At 40.4% G+C, this 16,526-nt stretch carries 13 protein-coding genes; 8 read left to right on the top strand and 5 right to left on the bottom strand.

Annotated elements, in window-relative coordinates; genetic code table 11:
* Positions 1-404: 404 nt before the first annotated feature.
* Positions 405-1,328 (top strand): glutaminase B, encoded by a 924-nt coding sequence (gene glsB / locus CWC14_RS09375; protein WP_138562551.1) that lies wholly within the window; start codon positions 405-407, stop codon positions 1,326-1,328.
* 22 nt (positions 1,329-1,350) lie between these two features.
* Here glsB and CWC14_RS09370 read toward each other — a convergent pair whose 3' ends face one another.
* Positions 1,351-2,655 carry an inosine/guanosine kinase gene (locus CWC14_RS09370; protein ID WP_013464270.1) on the bottom strand — a complete coding sequence of 435 codons (1,305 nt, stop codon included), beginning with the start codon at positions 2,653-2,655 and terminating at the stop codon, positions 1,351-1,353.
* Positions 2,656-2,832: 177 nt separating this feature from the next.
* Here CWC14_RS09370 and tadA point away from each other — a divergent pair, with 177 nt between their 5' ends.
* Positions 2,833-3,339 (top strand): tRNA adenosine(34) deaminase TadA, encoded by a 507-nt coding sequence (gene tadA / locus CWC14_RS09365; RefSeq protein WP_024601836.1) that lies wholly within the window; start codon positions 2,833-2,835, stop codon positions 3,337-3,339.
* Here the strand turns inward: tadA and CWC14_RS19155 are convergent.
* Together CWC14_RS19155 and mltF are read right to left on the bottom strand one after the other, a co-directional pair.
* Complete coding sequence (locus tag CWC14_RS19155) at positions 3,336-3,506, bottom strand: hypothetical protein (RefSeq protein WP_008468235.1); 171 nt, start codon at positions 3,504-3,506, stop codon at positions 3,336-3,338. The two genes, tadA and CWC14_RS19155, sit on opposite strands and share 4 nt — an antisense overlap.
* Positions 3,507-3,632: 126 nt before the next feature.
* Complete coding sequence (gene mltF, locus CWC14_RS09360) at positions 3,633-5,078, bottom strand: membrane-bound lytic murein transglycosylase MltF (RefSeq protein WP_138562549.1); 1,446 nt, start codon at positions 5,076-5,078, stop codon at positions 3,633-3,635.
* Positions 5,079-5,289: 211 nt separating this feature from the next.
* Between mltF and purL the strand changes: the two genes are divergently transcribed.
* The 4 genes from purL (at position 5,290) to CWC14_RS09340 (ending at position 12,268) form a co-directional block, all read left to right on the top strand.
* The gene (purL, locus tag CWC14_RS09355; RefSeq protein WP_138562547.1) at positions 5,290-9,180 is read left to right on the top strand and encodes a phosphoribosylformylglycinamidine synthase; all 3,891 of its coding nucleotides are present in this window, start codon (positions 5,290-5,292) and stop codon (positions 9,178-9,180) included.
* A gap of 96 nt (positions 9,181-9,276) precedes the next feature.
* Entirely contained in the window at positions 9,277-11,733 is a 2,457-nt protein-coding gene (locus CWC14_RS09350) for an intermembrane phospholipid transport YdbH family protein (RefSeq protein ID WP_138562545.1), read from the top strand.
* Positions 11,730-11,927 (top strand): YnbE family lipoprotein, encoded by a 198-nt coding sequence (locus tag CWC14_RS09345; RefSeq protein WP_029750371.1) that lies wholly within the window; start codon positions 11,730-11,732, stop codon positions 11,925-11,927. The genes CWC14_RS09350 and CWC14_RS09345 overlap by 4 nt, the downstream gene beginning before the upstream one ends.
* An 11-nt stretch (positions 11,928-11,938) precedes the next feature.
* Positions 11,939-12,268: a YdbL family probable chaperone protein gene (locus tag CWC14_RS09340; protein ID WP_138562543.1), complete on the top strand. Its 330-nt coding sequence runs from the start codon at positions 11,939-11,941 to the stop codon at positions 12,266-12,268.
* 36 nt (positions 12,269-12,304) lie between these two features.
* On the opposite strand, the gene CWC14_RS09335 is transcribed toward CWC14_RS09340, so the two are convergent.
* Both CWC14_RS09335 and waaA read right to left on the bottom strand, forming a co-directional pair.
* Positions 12,305-12,853 (bottom strand): DUF1415 domain-containing protein, encoded by a 549-nt coding sequence (locus CWC14_RS09335; protein ID WP_138562541.1) that lies wholly within the window; start codon positions 12,851-12,853, stop codon positions 12,305-12,307.
* The gene (waaA, locus tag CWC14_RS09330; protein ID WP_138562539.1) at positions 12,850-14,133 is read right to left on the bottom strand and encodes a lipid IV(A) 3-deoxy-D-manno-octulosonic acid transferase; all 1,284 of its coding nucleotides are present in this window, start codon (positions 14,131-14,133) and stop codon (positions 12,850-12,852) included. Before waaA ends, CWC14_RS09335 begins: the two co-directional genes overlap by 4 nt.
* A 324-nt stretch (positions 14,134-14,457) precedes the next feature.
* On the opposite strand from waaA, the gene CWC14_RS09325 reads away from it, so the two are divergent.
* Positions 14,458-15,048, top strand: a complete 591-nt coding sequence (locus CWC14_RS09325) for a D-sedoheptulose-7-phosphate isomerase (RefSeq protein ID WP_024601842.1) — start codon at positions 14,458-14,460, stop codon at positions 15,046-15,048.
* Entirely contained in the window at positions 15,048-16,487 is a 1,440-nt protein-coding gene (gene hldE, locus CWC14_RS09320; protein ID WP_024601843.1) for a bifunctional D-glycero-beta-D-manno-heptose-7-phosphate kinase/D-glycero-beta-D-manno-heptose 1-phosphate adenylyltransferase HldE, read from the top strand. Before CWC14_RS09325 ends, hldE begins: the two co-directional genes overlap by 1 nt.
* Positions 16,488-16,526: the final 39 nt, after the last annotated feature.

Genomic DNA, 16,526 nt, shown 5'->3' with positions numbered 1-16,526 from the left:
GGTGATCACCGGACGGATACAAAACATCAAGCCAAGACTGTATATGGAACTTAGTAGTGGCCGCTCTTGCATATCTTGTGCTCCATGGCATTCGTATTCCTATACATCAAACAAAACAGCTTGGATCTAAACAAAAAAGTGGGATGTTCTATTGTATTGTCGCTATAAATTAGCGCACTGGCTCCAAATAACAGAACCACGTTACAGCAAAATGCTGGTTTTTTATTGTTTTAAATTTGAAGATGAATTACGCAATATCTTAAAAAAAGAGACTGCCAGCCAATCTCATCATGTATATGCTTCCTATCAGATTACTAATAACTTATAGACTTAACATTCTCATGCAGTTATAGATCCTACGTGTTAAAATTTGATTTTAACTTTGCATATTATTGAGGTGTCTATTGCCAACCAGTGATTATCAACGAGTGCTAAATGAGATAACTCAAGAGGTTAAACCTTTATTGAGCCAAGGTAAGGTTGCTAATTATATCCCTGCTCTTGCTGAAGTTGATCTTGAGCAGTTTTCTATTGCCATTTACACCACTGAGGGGGAGATATTTTGCGCGGGTGATTGTGAACAGCGTTTTACGATCCAATCAGTTTCTAAAGTAATGACTCTGACATTAGCGTTGCAACGTTATGGCGATGAATTATGGAGTAGAGTGGGTAAAGAGCCCTCAGGAACAGCGTTTAATTCACTGACACAGCTTGAGTTTGAAAAAGGCATACCACGTAATCCGTTCATTAATGCGGGTGCCATAGTTACCTGTGATGCGCTATATAGTCGTTTATCTGCGCCCATGCACTCTATGCTGGAAACATTCCGCGATTTATCTGGTAATCGAAGTATCGTAATAGATAAACAAGTGGCTAATTCAGAGTATGAGTTTAGGCATCGAAATGCGGCAATGGCACATTTAATGAAATCATTCGGTAACTTTGAGAATGAAGTGGATGATGTGCTTTGGTCATACTTTAATTTTTGTGCCATAGAACTTAATTGTATTGAACTTGCTAAGGCTTACAACTTTTTAGCTAATAAAGGGATAGATTACAGTTCTTCTAAACGAGTACTTTCTAGCCGTCAAAATAAGCAACTAAACTCGTTGTTATTTACCAGTGGTTTATATGATGCGGCGGGTGATTTTGGTTATCGAGTAGGAATGCCGGGCAAATCAGGTGTTTCTGGCACTATATTGGCGGTGTTACCGAATAGATTTACTGTGGCAGTGTATTCCCCAGGATTAAACTCTTTTGGTAATTCAGTCGCAGGAATAGCAGCATTAGAGCTGCTATCTAAAAAGCTTGATATATCGATATTTTAAATACGCTGAGTGCATTGGGATTTTATTGATCCCAATACACTTGCTCTAAACAATCTTCGCGCTCTGGTAAGCCACGTGATAAGCGTGGAGAATGCTGAACCAGCACTTCGTAACTTGCACGGTTGGCGTATTTACTAATTTGAGCGAGCGAAGAGTAGGTAATCGCTTGTTGCTGATGTTTTGCTGAATTAGCAACGTTCAACTTATGATAAACATTCGCTGATAAGTCATGCAATACAGCGGCTAAAGCACAATCACCAGCGCCGTTGGTATTTTTAATCGAGTCAGGCCCGCCCATAAACGGAGCAGTATGACTATATGCCTTTATTGGGTTTTCACAGTCAACTTTACGCATTGCACGTGAAAACTCATAACGATTAAAGTCAGGGATAGCACCAGGCAAAAGTGGATACTCTGTTTCGCGTTTGAAACTGTCATCAACAAAACCGGCCATAAATAAGCCTTTTTCACCGGCAGTACAAATTACTAAATCAACCCAGTCTAATGCTTTGTCGGCAGCTAGTAATGGATCTTCAAATCCAGTAATTGCTTGGCCTTCTTCTTCGTTCATAGCAAGGATATCAACATGCTTTTCTACAAAGTTAGCCCACCATGTCGGATCCTGCTCGATAAGAAACTTAGTACCGAGTGTTAATACAACCGGTACATCTGCATCGTTAGCATACTTGATTGCTTGCATGGTCGCTTCGGTCATGGTTTCATCACCTTGAGTACGCATTAAATAAGCGCTAATCACTAATGCCGATGAGCCTTCGATTAGCTCTTTATCAATTGACTCAGGCTTTAGATAATTCATTAGGCCAGCACTAATGGCAAAGGTGCGTTCACCCGTTTCATCAATCAATGTGAAACAGCGGCCTATAGGACCATCTACAGGCTGTAAGTAGTCTAAGTCTACGCGACTTGAGTTATTACATAAAAAGCGATAAGCATAACTGCCTATTTTTATGTTTTCACTCATTACACCTAATAGCACCGAACGGTCATCAGCAAGTACGGAATAGTTGTGCATCGTGTTGCCAACGGTTCCGCCTGCGAATTCGTAATCGACCATGTCGTTTAGTTTTAAGCGATCGTATAAAGCATTGGTGATGTCATTATCTATAACTTGCGACATCCCTCGGCGCAATTGAAATTCATCGAGAAAAGCTTGGTCAACCTTAGCTTCTATATCAACAACGATTTGATCGATCCCCGTAATATAGCTGCGGTGTAATCGCTCAGTGGCGTTAAGTTGATTGGTCAGTGGATCTTTGGCTTCCACTGGAAAATAATGTTTATGCCTGCGGCGTCCAGGAAATTTCATTTGCTACCCGTGTTGTGAGCTAAATAAAAAAAGCGTGAGATTATAGCGTAAATCCTGCCTTATGAGCCATGACAAACCACTTAAATTTGTTTTATTTTTGCAATAAAGTGATCAATGACGCATTTTATTGCGCTAAGTTGGTATAATTACGGCATAAAAAATAGTTAAGTAATAATAATGATAGAGCCATTTGACGACCAATATTGGATGGAACAAGCGCTTGTGTATGCAAAACAAGCGGAGCAGCTAGATGAGATCCCGGTAGGGGCTATAATTGTTAAAGATAATCAGCTTATTAGCGCAGGCTATAATCGTTCAATTACTGATAACGACCCATCGGCTCATGCTGAGATGATAGCGGTACGTGAAGCAGGAAAAGTACTTAATAATTATCGCTTAATTGACTGTACTCTTTACGTCACGCTAGAGCCATGCTCAATGTGCGCAGGTTTATTAGTACATAGCCGAATTAAACGCTTAGTATTTGGTGCAGCCGATGCTAAAACGGGTTCAGCTGGTTCAATTATGAACCTTTTGCAAGAACCTCGTTTAAACCATCAGGTAGAAATAACGGGTGGGGTATTAGAAACACAATGTGCAGAGACTATTTCTAGTTTTTTTAAGCGTCGCCGAGCACAAATAAAGGCGGCAAAGCAAGCCGCTCGTAATAGTAACAGCGATTAGTCAGCAGCTGCTATTAAGGCGTCTAATTCAGCCATTTGCTGCATAGCAAACATACGGCGGCGCCAAATTATTTTTTTATGTAAATTTCTTAACATCACTCGACGACGAGTGGCGGTTGAGTGCTTTATACAACGTTTAAGTTGATGTGTACGTCTACGTTTAAGCATGACTTATCCTTATGTGCTTGGTAATGACACAAAATTTTATACAATTAAGCCAGATTATTGAATAATTGATTACAAGTAAACAACTATTTGATTTTCTGATGTTCAGTTAATTACTAAGCAGCGTATTTATTTTTTTTCCTCAGCGGAATTACTTTTACGTTGCTCTGAATCATCTGGTTTAACGATTTTCTCTTCTGTTTCATTTGTTGAGGTAATCGGCGCCATTGCATTATTTTCATCAAGCCAAACAAGCGCATCGTAATAGCGACGTATATTATCAACATAGGTCACTGCTACATCACCGCGAGCATAGCCATAACGGGTATTACGATAGTGACGTTTTTTTATTAACAATGGTAAGCGCTTTTTAACGTCAGCCCATTTATCAGGGCTAGCTCCCTGTTGCTCGGTAATAATACGGGCATCGTTAACGTGTCCCCAACCTACATTATAGGCGGCAAGTGCAAGCCAAGTACGATCCGGTTGAGGGATTCGATCCGGGACGCGTTTAATTAACTTTGCTAAGTATTGTGCACCACCGCGTATATTTTGCTCTGGTTCTAAGCGGTTTGTTACACCGACTTGTTTTGCTGTACGTCTTGTTAGCATCATAATACCACGCACACCGGTTGGTGACTTAGCACGCGGGTTCCACATCGACTCTTGATAACTTAATGCCGCCAGTAAGCGCCAATCTAGGCTACCTGCATATTGCATAAACCAAGGTTGATATTTAGGCAGTGTTTCTTTAATTGCGTCTATATAGGCCAAGGTATTAACGTAATTAAATTGGCGGACATGACCGAAGTATTTTTCTTCGAGCACATAAAGTTGATTATTTTGTTTTGCTTCACCAAAAAAGGGAACTAATAATGCGTATAGGGAATCATCATTCGACTTTCTTAGTATCCATGCAATTGAATCATTTCGGGTAACTGAAAAGCCAATACTTAAATTAGGGTGATAGCGACGAAATAGCGCTAAAGTATGTGAATCCGCTAAGGTGTAATCTATTTCGCCGTCAATAACTGCTTGCAGTAATTCTTCTTCATCAAACTCTTCGGTTTCATTCCAGCTTAACTTTGGGTTGGTTTGTTTTATTTCTTCTAATGTTAATGAATGACTACTTTTAGCGATAACGGTGAAGTTTCCGGTTAAATCATCAAAATCACGAGGGCGTTCACGCCCTTGTTTAAAAACTAATTTTTGACTTATCGTTCTGTAAGTTGGGCCATAGCGGTAACGTTTGGCGCGCGCCTTGTTAAAAGTAAGCCCAGAGGCAATTAAATCGAGATCGCCACTATCTAAGCGCGCAAACATATCGGATAAATTAAAAAAGGGCACAATTTCAAGCTCTACCCCAAGGTAGTCGGCGAATGCTTGAGAGAGTTCAAATTCAAAGCCTTGTTCTCCTTGAACAGCTTGATAATAATTACTTGCACTGGCAAGTGTACCAACGCGAATTTTATTTTCTGATTTAATTTGGGCGAGCTGTGTTGACTGCTCTTGTGTGTTACAGGCACACAAAAGGATGACTAACGTAATGATTGTTATTAGCTTTATCTTCAACATATTCGCCTCTTTAGCATCGTATCTCCTGTTATAACAAAACTTACTGATTACGTCACTTATCGTTTAATCGCAGTGAGTAAAAAATAGGTGTAAACAAAAAGAAAAAGTTAATTTAATGAAAAGCGCATTTTTGAGTTAAATCTGAGAGTAATTTGGACTATAATACGCGCCTAAAATATCGTTCAATCCCTAACCCCGGGTGAAATTACTTATGTTGATCCTTCGTGGTGCACCAGCACTTTCAGAGTTCAGAGTTAATAAAATTTTAGCGCGTTGCCAACAATCGCAACTTCCTGTCACCAATGTATATGCCGAATACGCTCACTTTGCCGATTTAACATCGCCATTAAACACTGATGAGCACACCAAACTTGAAAAGTTATTAACCTACGGCCCAACAATTGCTGAGCATGCGCCAGCAGGTCAGTTGGTATTAGTAACGCCTCGTCCTGGTACAATTTCGCCATGGGCTTCAAAAGCGACTGATATTGCTCATAACTGTGGGCTTAAACAAGTTCATCGCGTAGAGCGCGGTATTGCTTACTATGTTGAAGGTGATTTAAGTGCAGAACAGTTAGCACAAGTTGCAGCACTTCTTCATGACCGCATGACTGAAGCTACTCACAGTAAATTAGAAGATGCCGCGCAGTTATTTCGCAGCGATGCACCTCGTCCAATGTCATCAGTTGATATTTTAGGTGGCGGCCGTGAAGCATTAGCCACAGCAAATATAGAGCAAGGGTTTGCGCTTGCTGATGATGAAATTGATTATTTAGTTGAAAACTTTATTAAGTTAGGGCGTAACCCCAACGATATTGAACTGTTTATGTTTGCTCAAGCGAACTCAGAGCATTGTCGTCATAAAATATTTAATGCTGATTGGACTATTGATGGCATTGAACAGCCAAAGTCGTTGTTCAAAATGATTAAAAACACCTTTGAGCATAATCCTGAAAATGTATTATCTGCTTATAAAGATAATGCAGCCGTAATGAAAGGCTCAAAGGCGGGTCGCTTCTTCCCGAATGCACAAGGTGAATATGCGTATCACCAAGAAGACATTGAAATATTAATGAAGGTTGAAACCCATAACCACCCAACGGCTATTGCTCCTTTCTCTGGTGCGGCAACTGGGTCGGGCGGTGAGATTCGCGATGAGGGCGCAACTGGTCGTGGTTCAAAACCAAAAGCGGGTTTAGTGGGCTTTACTGTATCTAATTTACGTATTCCTGGTTTTGAACAGCCTTGGGAAAGTGATTTTGGTAAGCCTGGCCGTATTGTTAATGCCCTAGATATTATGACTGAAGGCCCATTAGGTGGTGCTGCGTTTAATAACGAGTTTGGACGTCCTAACCTTTTAGGTTATTTCCGTACTTACGAAGAAAAAGTAACGAGTCACAATGGTGAAGAGGTACGTGGTTACCACAAGCCAATTATGCTTGCCGGTGGTCTAGGTAATATTCGTGCTGATCATGTTCAAAAAGGCGATATTCCAGTAGGCGCAAAATTGATTGCGCTTGGCGGCCCTGCAATGAACATTGGTTTAGGCGGTGGTGCTGCATCTAGCATGGCATCGGGTCAATCAAACGAAGATTTAGACTTTGCTTCTGTTCAACGTGAAAACCCAGAAATGGAACGTCGTTGTCAAGAAGTGATCGACAAATGTTGGCAGCTAGGTGATGCAAACCCTATTGCGTTTATACACGATGTGGGCGCCGGTGGTTTATCAAATGCATTCCCTGAGCTTGTAGATGATGGTGGCCGTGGTGGTAAATTCCAGCTGCGCGATATCCCTAATGATGAGCCGGGCATGGCACCACACGAAATTTGGTGTAATGAATCGCAAGAGCGCTATGTGCTTGCTGTGGGCGTTGAAGATTTTGCACGCTTTGAAGCAATTTGTAAGCGTGAGCGCGCACAATATGCAGTTATTGGTGAAGCGACAGAAGAGCGTCATTTAACGGTTGCCGATAGTCATTTTGATAACAGCCCTGTAGATTTACCACTGGATGTATTACTAGGTAAAGCACCTAAAATGCATCGTGATGTTACTTCGCAACAAGTAGTAGGCACTGCATTAAATGTAGAGGCAATTAATCCTGCTGATGCTGCAGAACGTTTATTACGTTTACCAACCATTGCAGAAAAAACCTTCCTCATTACTATTGGCGATCGCTCGGTAACAGGTTTAGTATCACGCGATCAAATGGTAGGCCCATGGCAAGTACCAGTTGCTAACTGTGCAGTAACCGCAGCAACGTATGACACTTACCATGGTGAAGCAATGTCACTGGGTGAACGTACGCCTGCAGCACTACTTAACTATGGCGCTTCAGCGCGTTTAGCAGTGGCAGAATCGTTAACGAATATTGCCTGTGCAAACATTGGCTCTCTTGAAAATATTAAGTTATCTGCAAACTGGATGGCCGCAGCGGGACACCCAGGAGAAGATGCCGGTTTATACGAAGCGGTGAAAGCGGTGGGTGAAGAGTTATGTCCGGGACTTGGGTTAACAATTCCTGTAGGTAAAGATTCTATGTCGATGAAAACGACATGGAAGAACGAAGATGATGCTACAGAGCAATCTGTAACATCACCGTTATCGCTTATTATCACTGCGTTTGGTCGTGTTGAAGACGTACGTAAAACAGTGACCCCACAGTTACGAACAGATAAAGGCGATACATCGCTTATTTTAGTTGACTTAGGCGCGGGCAAAAACCGACTGGGCGCATCAAGCCTTGCTCAGGTTTATAAGCAATTAGGTGATACAACACCTGATGTAGATAGCCCAGAGCTACTAAAAGGTTTTTACAACGCAATGCAAGCGCTAGTCGCTGATAGCAAGTTGCTTGCGTACCATGACCGTTCAGACGGTGGTTTATTTACCACTATCGCTGAAATGGCGTTTACCGGTCACACCGGTGTTACCGTTGATTTAGCGACTTTGACCGGCTCTGATATTGAAGCGCTTTATAACGAAGAGCTAGGTGCTGTAATTCAAGTAGCGAATAGCGATTTAGAGGCTGTAAATTCGGTATTTGAGCAGCATGGAGTTGCCGCAATTAGTCATGTGATTGGCTCGCTAAATAACGACGATAACATCGTGTTTAATCGTGGTGAGCAAACAGTACTTAATCATACGCGTACTGAACTTCGTACAATTTGGGCCGAAACAACGTATCAAATGCAAGCGCGTCGTGATAACCCAGATTGTGCTAAGCAAGAGTTTGACGCTAAGTTTGACGCAAAAGATCCTGGCTTAAATGTAAAACTTAACTTTGATTTAAATGAAGATGTTGCAGCTCCATATATTGCAACTGGTGCTAAACCGCAAATGGCTATTTTACGTGAGCAAGGTGTAAACTCTCATTTAGAAATGGCAGCTGCATTTAACCGTGCGGGCTTTGCAGCGGTTGATGTGCACATGAGCGACATTTTAGAAGGGCGCTTAACACTTGAGCAATTTAAAGGCTTAGTGGCGTGTGGTGGCTTCTCTTACGGTGACGTATTAGGTGCGGGTGAAGGTTGGGCTAAGTCAATACTGTTTAATGACATGGCACGCGATCAATTCCAAAGCTTTTTCCATCGTGAAGATACCTTTAGCTTAGGGGTATGTAACGGTTGTCAAATGCTATCAACATTAAAAGAGTTGATCCCAGGTACTGAGCATTGGCCACGCTTTGTAACGAACAAGTCAGAGCGTTTTGAAGCACGCTTTAGCTTAGTTGAAATACAAGAGAATCCATCGGTATTCTTTAATGGTATGGCGGGCTCGCGGATGCCAATTGCGGTATCTCATGGTGAAGGCCATGCAGAGTTTGCAAACGACGCAGCAACAAAAGCAGCGCTTGCAAGTGGTACTGTAGCGGTTAAATTTGTTGATAACTACGGCAACCCTACAACGCAATATCCAGCGAACCCGAACGGCTCGCCAGAAGGTATCACAGGTATTACATCAACAGATGGCCGTGCAACTGTAATGATGCCACATCCAGAGCGTGTATTTCGTACTGTTGCTAACTCTTGGCACCCAGATGAGTGGAAAGAGGATAGCCCATGGATGCGTATGTTCCGTAATGCGCGTAAAAATGTAGGTTAATATACACACTAGATTCATGATCTGGATGTAAAATAAAAAAGGCTGCCTTGTGCAGCCTTTTTTGATTATAGTGATTAAAAAACATGTAAGGATAATATGTTTAAGCGCATTGGTTTAATTGTTGGCACTCTTTTACTGAGTCTATTATTACTCGGGTATGTATTTCGCTTGCCTTTACTACAATGGGCCATTGCCCCTGAACTTAAAAAAGCAGGTGTCACATTAAGCTGCCTCGATTTTTCAATTACCTCAAAGTTAAATATACATGCCAATACTGTGTGTTTAAATTACCAAAACCAACAATTACAACTCTCTGATATCACTGCAAATACAAAGCATGTCAGTGTTCAAAGTGCAATATTAACGCTCAATCCATTACCTAAAAGTGATAACGCTAATCAACCGGCTAAACAGCTTAAGATAACGCTACCTTCAAATCGCCCTCTTATTAATATTAAACAGCTTGTAGTAAACAGTAATCAGCTCAATAAACCATTAAAATTTAGTGTATTAGAACCTGCGCTAAATCAATTTAATGTAACGGGAGATATAAATGCGAGTGCGATTTTAACCACCAATAAAATAAGTGGTCAGCTAGCAGTTGATGACATTTTGTTAAAACAGGTAATAAACACTAAAAACACCTTACTCGATGCTGTTAACTTTAATACTCAACAAGTGTTTAGTTTTGACGGGATTGAGCTTAAGTTGAGCGGGGGGATTAGCGCTCAATTTGCTCATACGTTTGAGCAATGCCAATTTAATTTATTAACCACTGGCCAGATGGCTACTCGCTTTAATTTAAATAACCAAGCGTTAACCCTAGATACCGGTTCACTTAATAACAAAATTAATTTAACCCCTCGCTGTACTGAGTTAATTCCACCAAGTGAGTACGCAGATTTTGTAAGCAAACAAGTTGCTTTAAATTGGCAGGTTAAGCTTTCTCAAGCTCTTCGTTTAGAACAGGGGGAGCTGAGTATTCCAGTAATTAATGTGATGAGTGAAGGTAATAAACACTTTGATATTTTAATAACAGACACCGCACTCTCTATTAACGCTTTGCTTGATAATATGCAGGCAAAGGTGTCTGCTCAAATAAGCACGCCAGATATAAACAGCATTAATATAAGCGCTCAGCTAAATGGTACTAAAGTTAAAGGTGATTACAACGTTGAGCTTGAAAGGCTACCCGCATTTATTCCTGTTACTGCTAATACGCTTAATTTCAGTGGTTACTTTGAATTAAGTGAATTTATTGACTCAAAACCTGTCGGGTACACACAGAGTAAATTTTCCGTTGCTAGCTTTGAAGCTTTTGATGTAAAAGCAGTGCATTATCAAGGTGGTTTAACCGCGAAAATGGATAAACAGCTAAATGCAGAAATTACATTAACTAATCAGTTAAAAAATGCGGCATATAAAGAATTTAAACTTATCAATATAAATAATAGTCTCACGGCAAAAGCAAACCTAGGTGTAGGTGAGTTATTTGCTCATTTAACTGCGAAAACGCAAATTAAGGCTCTTAATAGCGCTGATATAAGACTGAATAATATAAAAATAGACTCGAGTGGATTACAAAGCCGTGCACTTAAAGCGTCGCACCATACGTTTATAGATGATATTGAGTTGGTGGTAAATCATCATATATCGTCACAAGAACATCCGTTTGAGGTGATTGTGCCAGCGCAAAGTGTGTTGCCATTAAACAACTTTATTAATCAGTTTTATCCACTTGCTAAGCTAACAACAGGTACTTTTAACGGCAATATTAGTGGCGATGTCAATTTACAAAGGGCATCCTTTGATATAGATATTCGCCAATTAAGTGGACTTTATAATGACTACCTTGCAAGTGATTTTAGTAGTGTATTTAGCGGGGAGTTTAATTCAGGTAGGCTTAATGTAAAACCGACTACCTTTCATTTAAATGAGTTTAGAGCGGGCGCAGTTATCAAAGGCCTTAAAGGGCAATGGCTCGTCAATAACAATAATGTGCTTGTTAGTAATGTTGAAGGTAATGTGCTTGGCGGTACATTTTTATTAGATAACTATACGCTTGGACAAGAAACCCAAGTTAGCACTGTAACGTTTAATAATATTGATGCAAGTAAGCTGATCACCCTTGATGATAAGTCGGGTATTACTTTAACAGGGCGTTTGGCTGGTACACTGCCGGTGAGCGTTAATAAAAATGGTGTGCACATTAGCCAAGGCAGTCTGTTTAGTCAAGGCGAGGGCAATTTAAAAATTAGCAACAATGCTGCATTTGATTCTGTGATGCAGCAACAGCAAGAGTTGCAACCTGTACTGGGGTTATTGACTGATTTAGATATTCAAAAGCTTAATAGCAGCGTTGTACTTAAAAATGATGGTTGGTTAAAGCTTGGAGTTAATTTACAAGGTTATAATCAGCAAGCGCAGCAGCAAGTTAACTTTAATTACAACCATGAAGAAAACATATTTACGCTTTTACGGGCACTGCGTTTAAGTGATGAAATTACACAAAAAGTTGAGCAACAATTTTCACAAAAAGGAAATGGGCAATGAGACCGTCGTTATCGATAAAAGTGCTGCTCGCGTTAGCAGCAATATCAGCACTAAGTGCGTGCACGCATCGTGTTGAGGTGTCGGCTAAAGAGCCAATCACTATTAATTTAAATGTTAAGGTTGATCATGAAATTCGTGTCAAAGTAGATAAAGAGCTCGATAATTTATTTAGCGATGACAGTGAGTTATTTTAAGGAGCTAGAATATGAATATTAAAAATAAATTAAATGTAGTAACCCTAATCAGTGCCGTTTGTATGTCATTTTCAGTTTGGGCTATGAGTTTAGATGAAGCTAAAAGCCAAGGCTTAGTTGGTGAAAACAGCTCAGGCTACCTTGGATTAGTTGTACAAAATACAGAAGCAAAAGCGGTTATTGATGACGTTAACGAAAAACGTAAGGCACAGTACTTAAAATTAGCTAAAAAGAATAACTTGTCACTTGCGCAAGTTGAGGCATTGGCAGCGGCAAAAACAATCGAAAAAACGCAAAGCGGCCATTATATTGAAGTAAACGGTAGCTGGGTCAAAAAATAAAGTTAATGGGTTAACTAAAGGTATTAAAAACCGAGCTTATACGCTCGGTTTTTTACAGTTTTCTAATAATTGTTGCCAAAAATCAATGCCTTTTCGGCGTGCTAAGTTTATATTATGCTCAGGAATAGACTCAGGTTCGTCATAATTTTCAAGTGCTTCACTCATACTTGCTTCACGAATTAGGTGCAAGGTAGGAAACGGCGCTCTATTTGTGTAGTTGGCCGCATCGGTTTCATCGCTATCGGCAAATACATAATCAGGATGAAAATTTGCAATTTGATATTTACCTTCAAAGCCTTGTGCAACCAATAGCGCATTTGCTAAATCGACTAAATCTAAAAAGTCTTCAAAGTCACTAAAACCGTTATCGAACATGATTAGCGTGGTTTCTCGTTCGCGCTCGCGGTCAAGCTCGATACATTGCTCAAGCATATCAATTACAGCATCATCGATAGTATTGGCGTTACTTACAATGTAATGAATACAGTTGTTTTCGACTTCTTTACGGGCAAACGGGCAAAAGTTATATTTTACAATAACGGATGAAACCCATTCTCGGGTTTGGCTAATAGCTATGTTAGTCACTGTTTTGGCTCTAAGTATTGATTAATAATAGTGAGTGTTTTTTTTATGGCGCCTTGGTTTTTAGCAACACATTGCGCAGCTTTTGTGCCGAGCGTTTGGCATGCCTTTTTATTTTGGCTAAAGGTAATGAGTTGTTGTGCCAGTTCATCTGCATTTTCTACCACGCATGCCCCTTTGAGCTTTGTTAACTCAGGATAGACATGATCAAAGTTATACGTGTGAGGGCCTGTTATTACACCGACCGAAAATGCGGCTGACTCAAGCGGGTTATGACCACCACGACGAATCAAACTACCGCCAATATAACTAACACTAGCCGCGCCGTATAAACACTGTAATTCACCTAGCGTATCGGCAAGTAAAACGTGTTCGTTTTGGTAATTATTTTGGCTACGACGACTAAAGCTTAAAGTACTTTGTGTGAGTAGTTCAGCCACTTTATCAAATTGCTCGGGGTGTCGCGGGGCAATAATCAATAAAGCATCAGGCTGCTTTTTTAACAACTGCTGGTGGGCATCGAGTATTAATTCATGCTCTACAGGGTGAGTAGAACCTGCCACCCATATAAAACGTTCTTGGCTATTATAGTACTGTTTGAGCACGCTCACCTTTGTAAGTTGCTCTTGATTGGGGCTTATATCAAACTTGATTGAACCTGTAACATGGCTTTTTGAAGGCTCAAGCCCAAGTGTAATAAAACGCTCTGCATCTGTTTTATTATGACTGGCTAACGCAGTAATAGATTGCATAATACGGTGAGTTAACTGCGCAACCTTTTGATAACCCTGCTGCGACTTTTCAGAAAGTCTCGCATTAACAACCAATACCGGGATTTTTTTGTTATGCGCATTAGCCATAATATTTGGCCACAATTCAGTTTCTAAAATACATAGTAACTGCGGTTTTACGCGTTTTAAAAATCGAGCAGTGGCAAAAGGAAAATCGATAGGTAAATAACTAATAGCGACGGTATCTTTAAATTGTGCTGTTATTTGTGCGCGTCCAGTTGGGGTATTACAAGTGATCAAAATACTGAGCTGCGGGTGCTCATTTTGCAACGCTTTAATTAATGGCGTAGCTGCTAATACCTCACCTACAGAAGCACAATGAATAACAACAGGTTTAGTTTTATTAGAAAATAAACAGCGACGTACAAACCCAAAACGTTCTTTAAAATGCGCGCGATAACCCGAATTTTTTTTACCACGTAATACATATAAATAAAATATGATCAAAGGGCTAATAATGATTAGTGCAAGTGAATAAAAAGTGCGTGCCATACTGAGCTTTGTTTAAGGTAATTGTAGCTAGTTTATCTTGAAACGGCTTATTTCTAAACATACAAAGTATAAAAGTTGGTTTGAGTTCATTTACTAGGGTATAAACTAAATCAATGTCATTCAAATCACGCTATTGCATCAGTTTCATGATTTTAGGAAATGCTTATGGTTACTTTTATAACAAAAACGATTTCCATGCAGTAAGCCTTTGATTTTAGTTTCTGTGAAACATCTAATTTAGTTATATAGAGGTGATTTGGCTATAAAATTATGGAATAATGAAATTAATTTTTCCTGCCATTTCAGTTCCAAGAGGAATATCTCATGTCAATTATAGATTCAGTGGCAACCAGCTACCTAGAAAGTTTAAACCGTCATCAAGTATTGTTTGAAACAATGGAGGCGTATCATCAAGAGGTAATGCAGTTGCTAGAAGCATGTCATAGTGCTTTACAAGCTGGTGGTAAGGTGGTTTGGTTTGGTAATGGCGGCAGTGCTGCCGATGCTCAGCATTTAGCTGCAGAGTTTGTGGTGCGTTATAAATTAGAGCGAGGTCCATTAGCGTCTATTGCTTTGACCACAGACACGTCTATTTTAACAGCGCACAGCAACGATTATCATTTTGATACTGTGTTTGAGCGCCAAGTACAGGCGCTATGTAAGCCTGAGGATATCGTGATTGGTTTAACTACATCAGGTACCAGTAAAAATATTAATTTAGCATTAGAAGCTGCTAACAAAATAGGGGCATTCACGGTTGCACTTACTGGCCGTGACGGCGGGCAAGTAAAAGATATTGCAAAGTTACCTATTATTATTAAAAACGACGAAACCGCGCGTATTCAAGAAGCACACATGTTTATTGGCCATTGGTTATGTGAAGCCATGGATATGGTTGTTGCGGAGCAGCAGTAATGGATTTATCTTTACTAAAGAACTTATCAGCAGCACGTATTTTAGTGGTGGGCGACGTGATGCTCGATCGTTATTGGTATGGTGATTCAGGGCGTATCTCACCAGAAGCGCCAGTACCCGTTGTTAAAGTCAGTAAATTTGAAGACAAGGCCGGCGGTGCGGCTAACGTAGCTAAAAATATAGCCCGTTTAGATGGTAAAGTGGGGTTGTTAGGCCTTATTGGCGAGGATGAAAGTGGGCAAATTTTAGAAAATATTTTAGAAGGTGAAAAAATAAATTCACAGCTTGTCAGCGTGTGTGATTTACCGACTATTTCTAAAATGCGTGTAATTAGCCGTCATCAGCAAGTGGTACGTTTAGATTTAGAAGAAACTTTTAACGAATCACATAGCCAGCTTTTATTGAATCGATTAGAGCTTGTGCTAAATGATTACGACTTTATAGTGTTTTCTGATTACAACAAAGGCTCGCTATCGCTGATAAAAGAGATGATAAGTGTGGCCAAAAAAGCAGGTAAAACGGTACTTGTTGATCCTAAATCATCGGACTTACAGTTATATCGCGGTGCTGATTATATAACCCCTAATTTAAATGAATTTAAATTAGCAGGCGGGCAAGTGGGCTCAGAAGAGACACTTGCAAGTAGTGCACGAAACCTCATTAGTGATGCGGGTATAACGGCGATGTTACTTACCCGTTCAGAGCAAGGTATGTCGCTTATAAATGCCACTGAAAAATATGATTTTGCAGCTCAAGAGCTTGAGGTCAGTGACGTAACTGGCGCTGGGGATACTGTTATTGCAACCCTTGCCGTTATGTTAGGTGCGGGCATGATGCCTAAAGATGCGGTAGAAATTGCTAATTTAGCTGCAGGTATTGCGGTGAGTAAATTGGGCGCGGCTACGGTTTCTCCAGAAGAGTTAAGCCGAAAACTGGGGCAATACTTACAAGCAACTGGCGAGCATTATCAAACCCCGTTTGATGACGTATTGCAGCATATTGAATTTGCTAAGCAAAATGGTGAAACGATTGTATTTACTAATGGTTGCTTTGATATTTTGCATGCAGGGCATGTGCGGTATTTAGCGCAAGCTAAAGCCCGTGGGGACAGATTAGTGGTTGGTTTAAACAATGATGAATCTATTGCTCGTTTGAAAGGCCCAGAACGCCCAATAAACCCATTAGATGAGCGCGCCATGGTCCTCAGTGCACTTGCCTCCGTTGATTGGGTTATCCCGTTTGGAAGTGCTGATGAAAATGACACGCCGGCAAAACTTATCGAGCAAATAAGCCCTGATATTCTTGTCAAAGGCGGCGACTATACGGTAGAACAAATAGCCGGTGCGGAGCATGTGCTGCGCCATGGCGGAAAAGTCGAAGTGCTTGAGTTTTTAGATGGCTGTTCAACATCAAAAGTGATTAGCAAAATAAAAAGCTAGTTCGCTAATCAAAAAAAGGGGATAAACTGCAGTTTATCC

Origin of the sequence: Pseudoalteromonas sp. S3260 (assembly GCF_005886925.1) — a bacterium.
GTDB lineage: Bacteria > Pseudomonadota > Gammaproteobacteria > Enterobacterales > Alteromonadaceae > Pseudoalteromonas > Pseudoalteromonas tetraodonis.
This window is presented reverse-complemented; position numbering and strand designations above follow the sequence as displayed.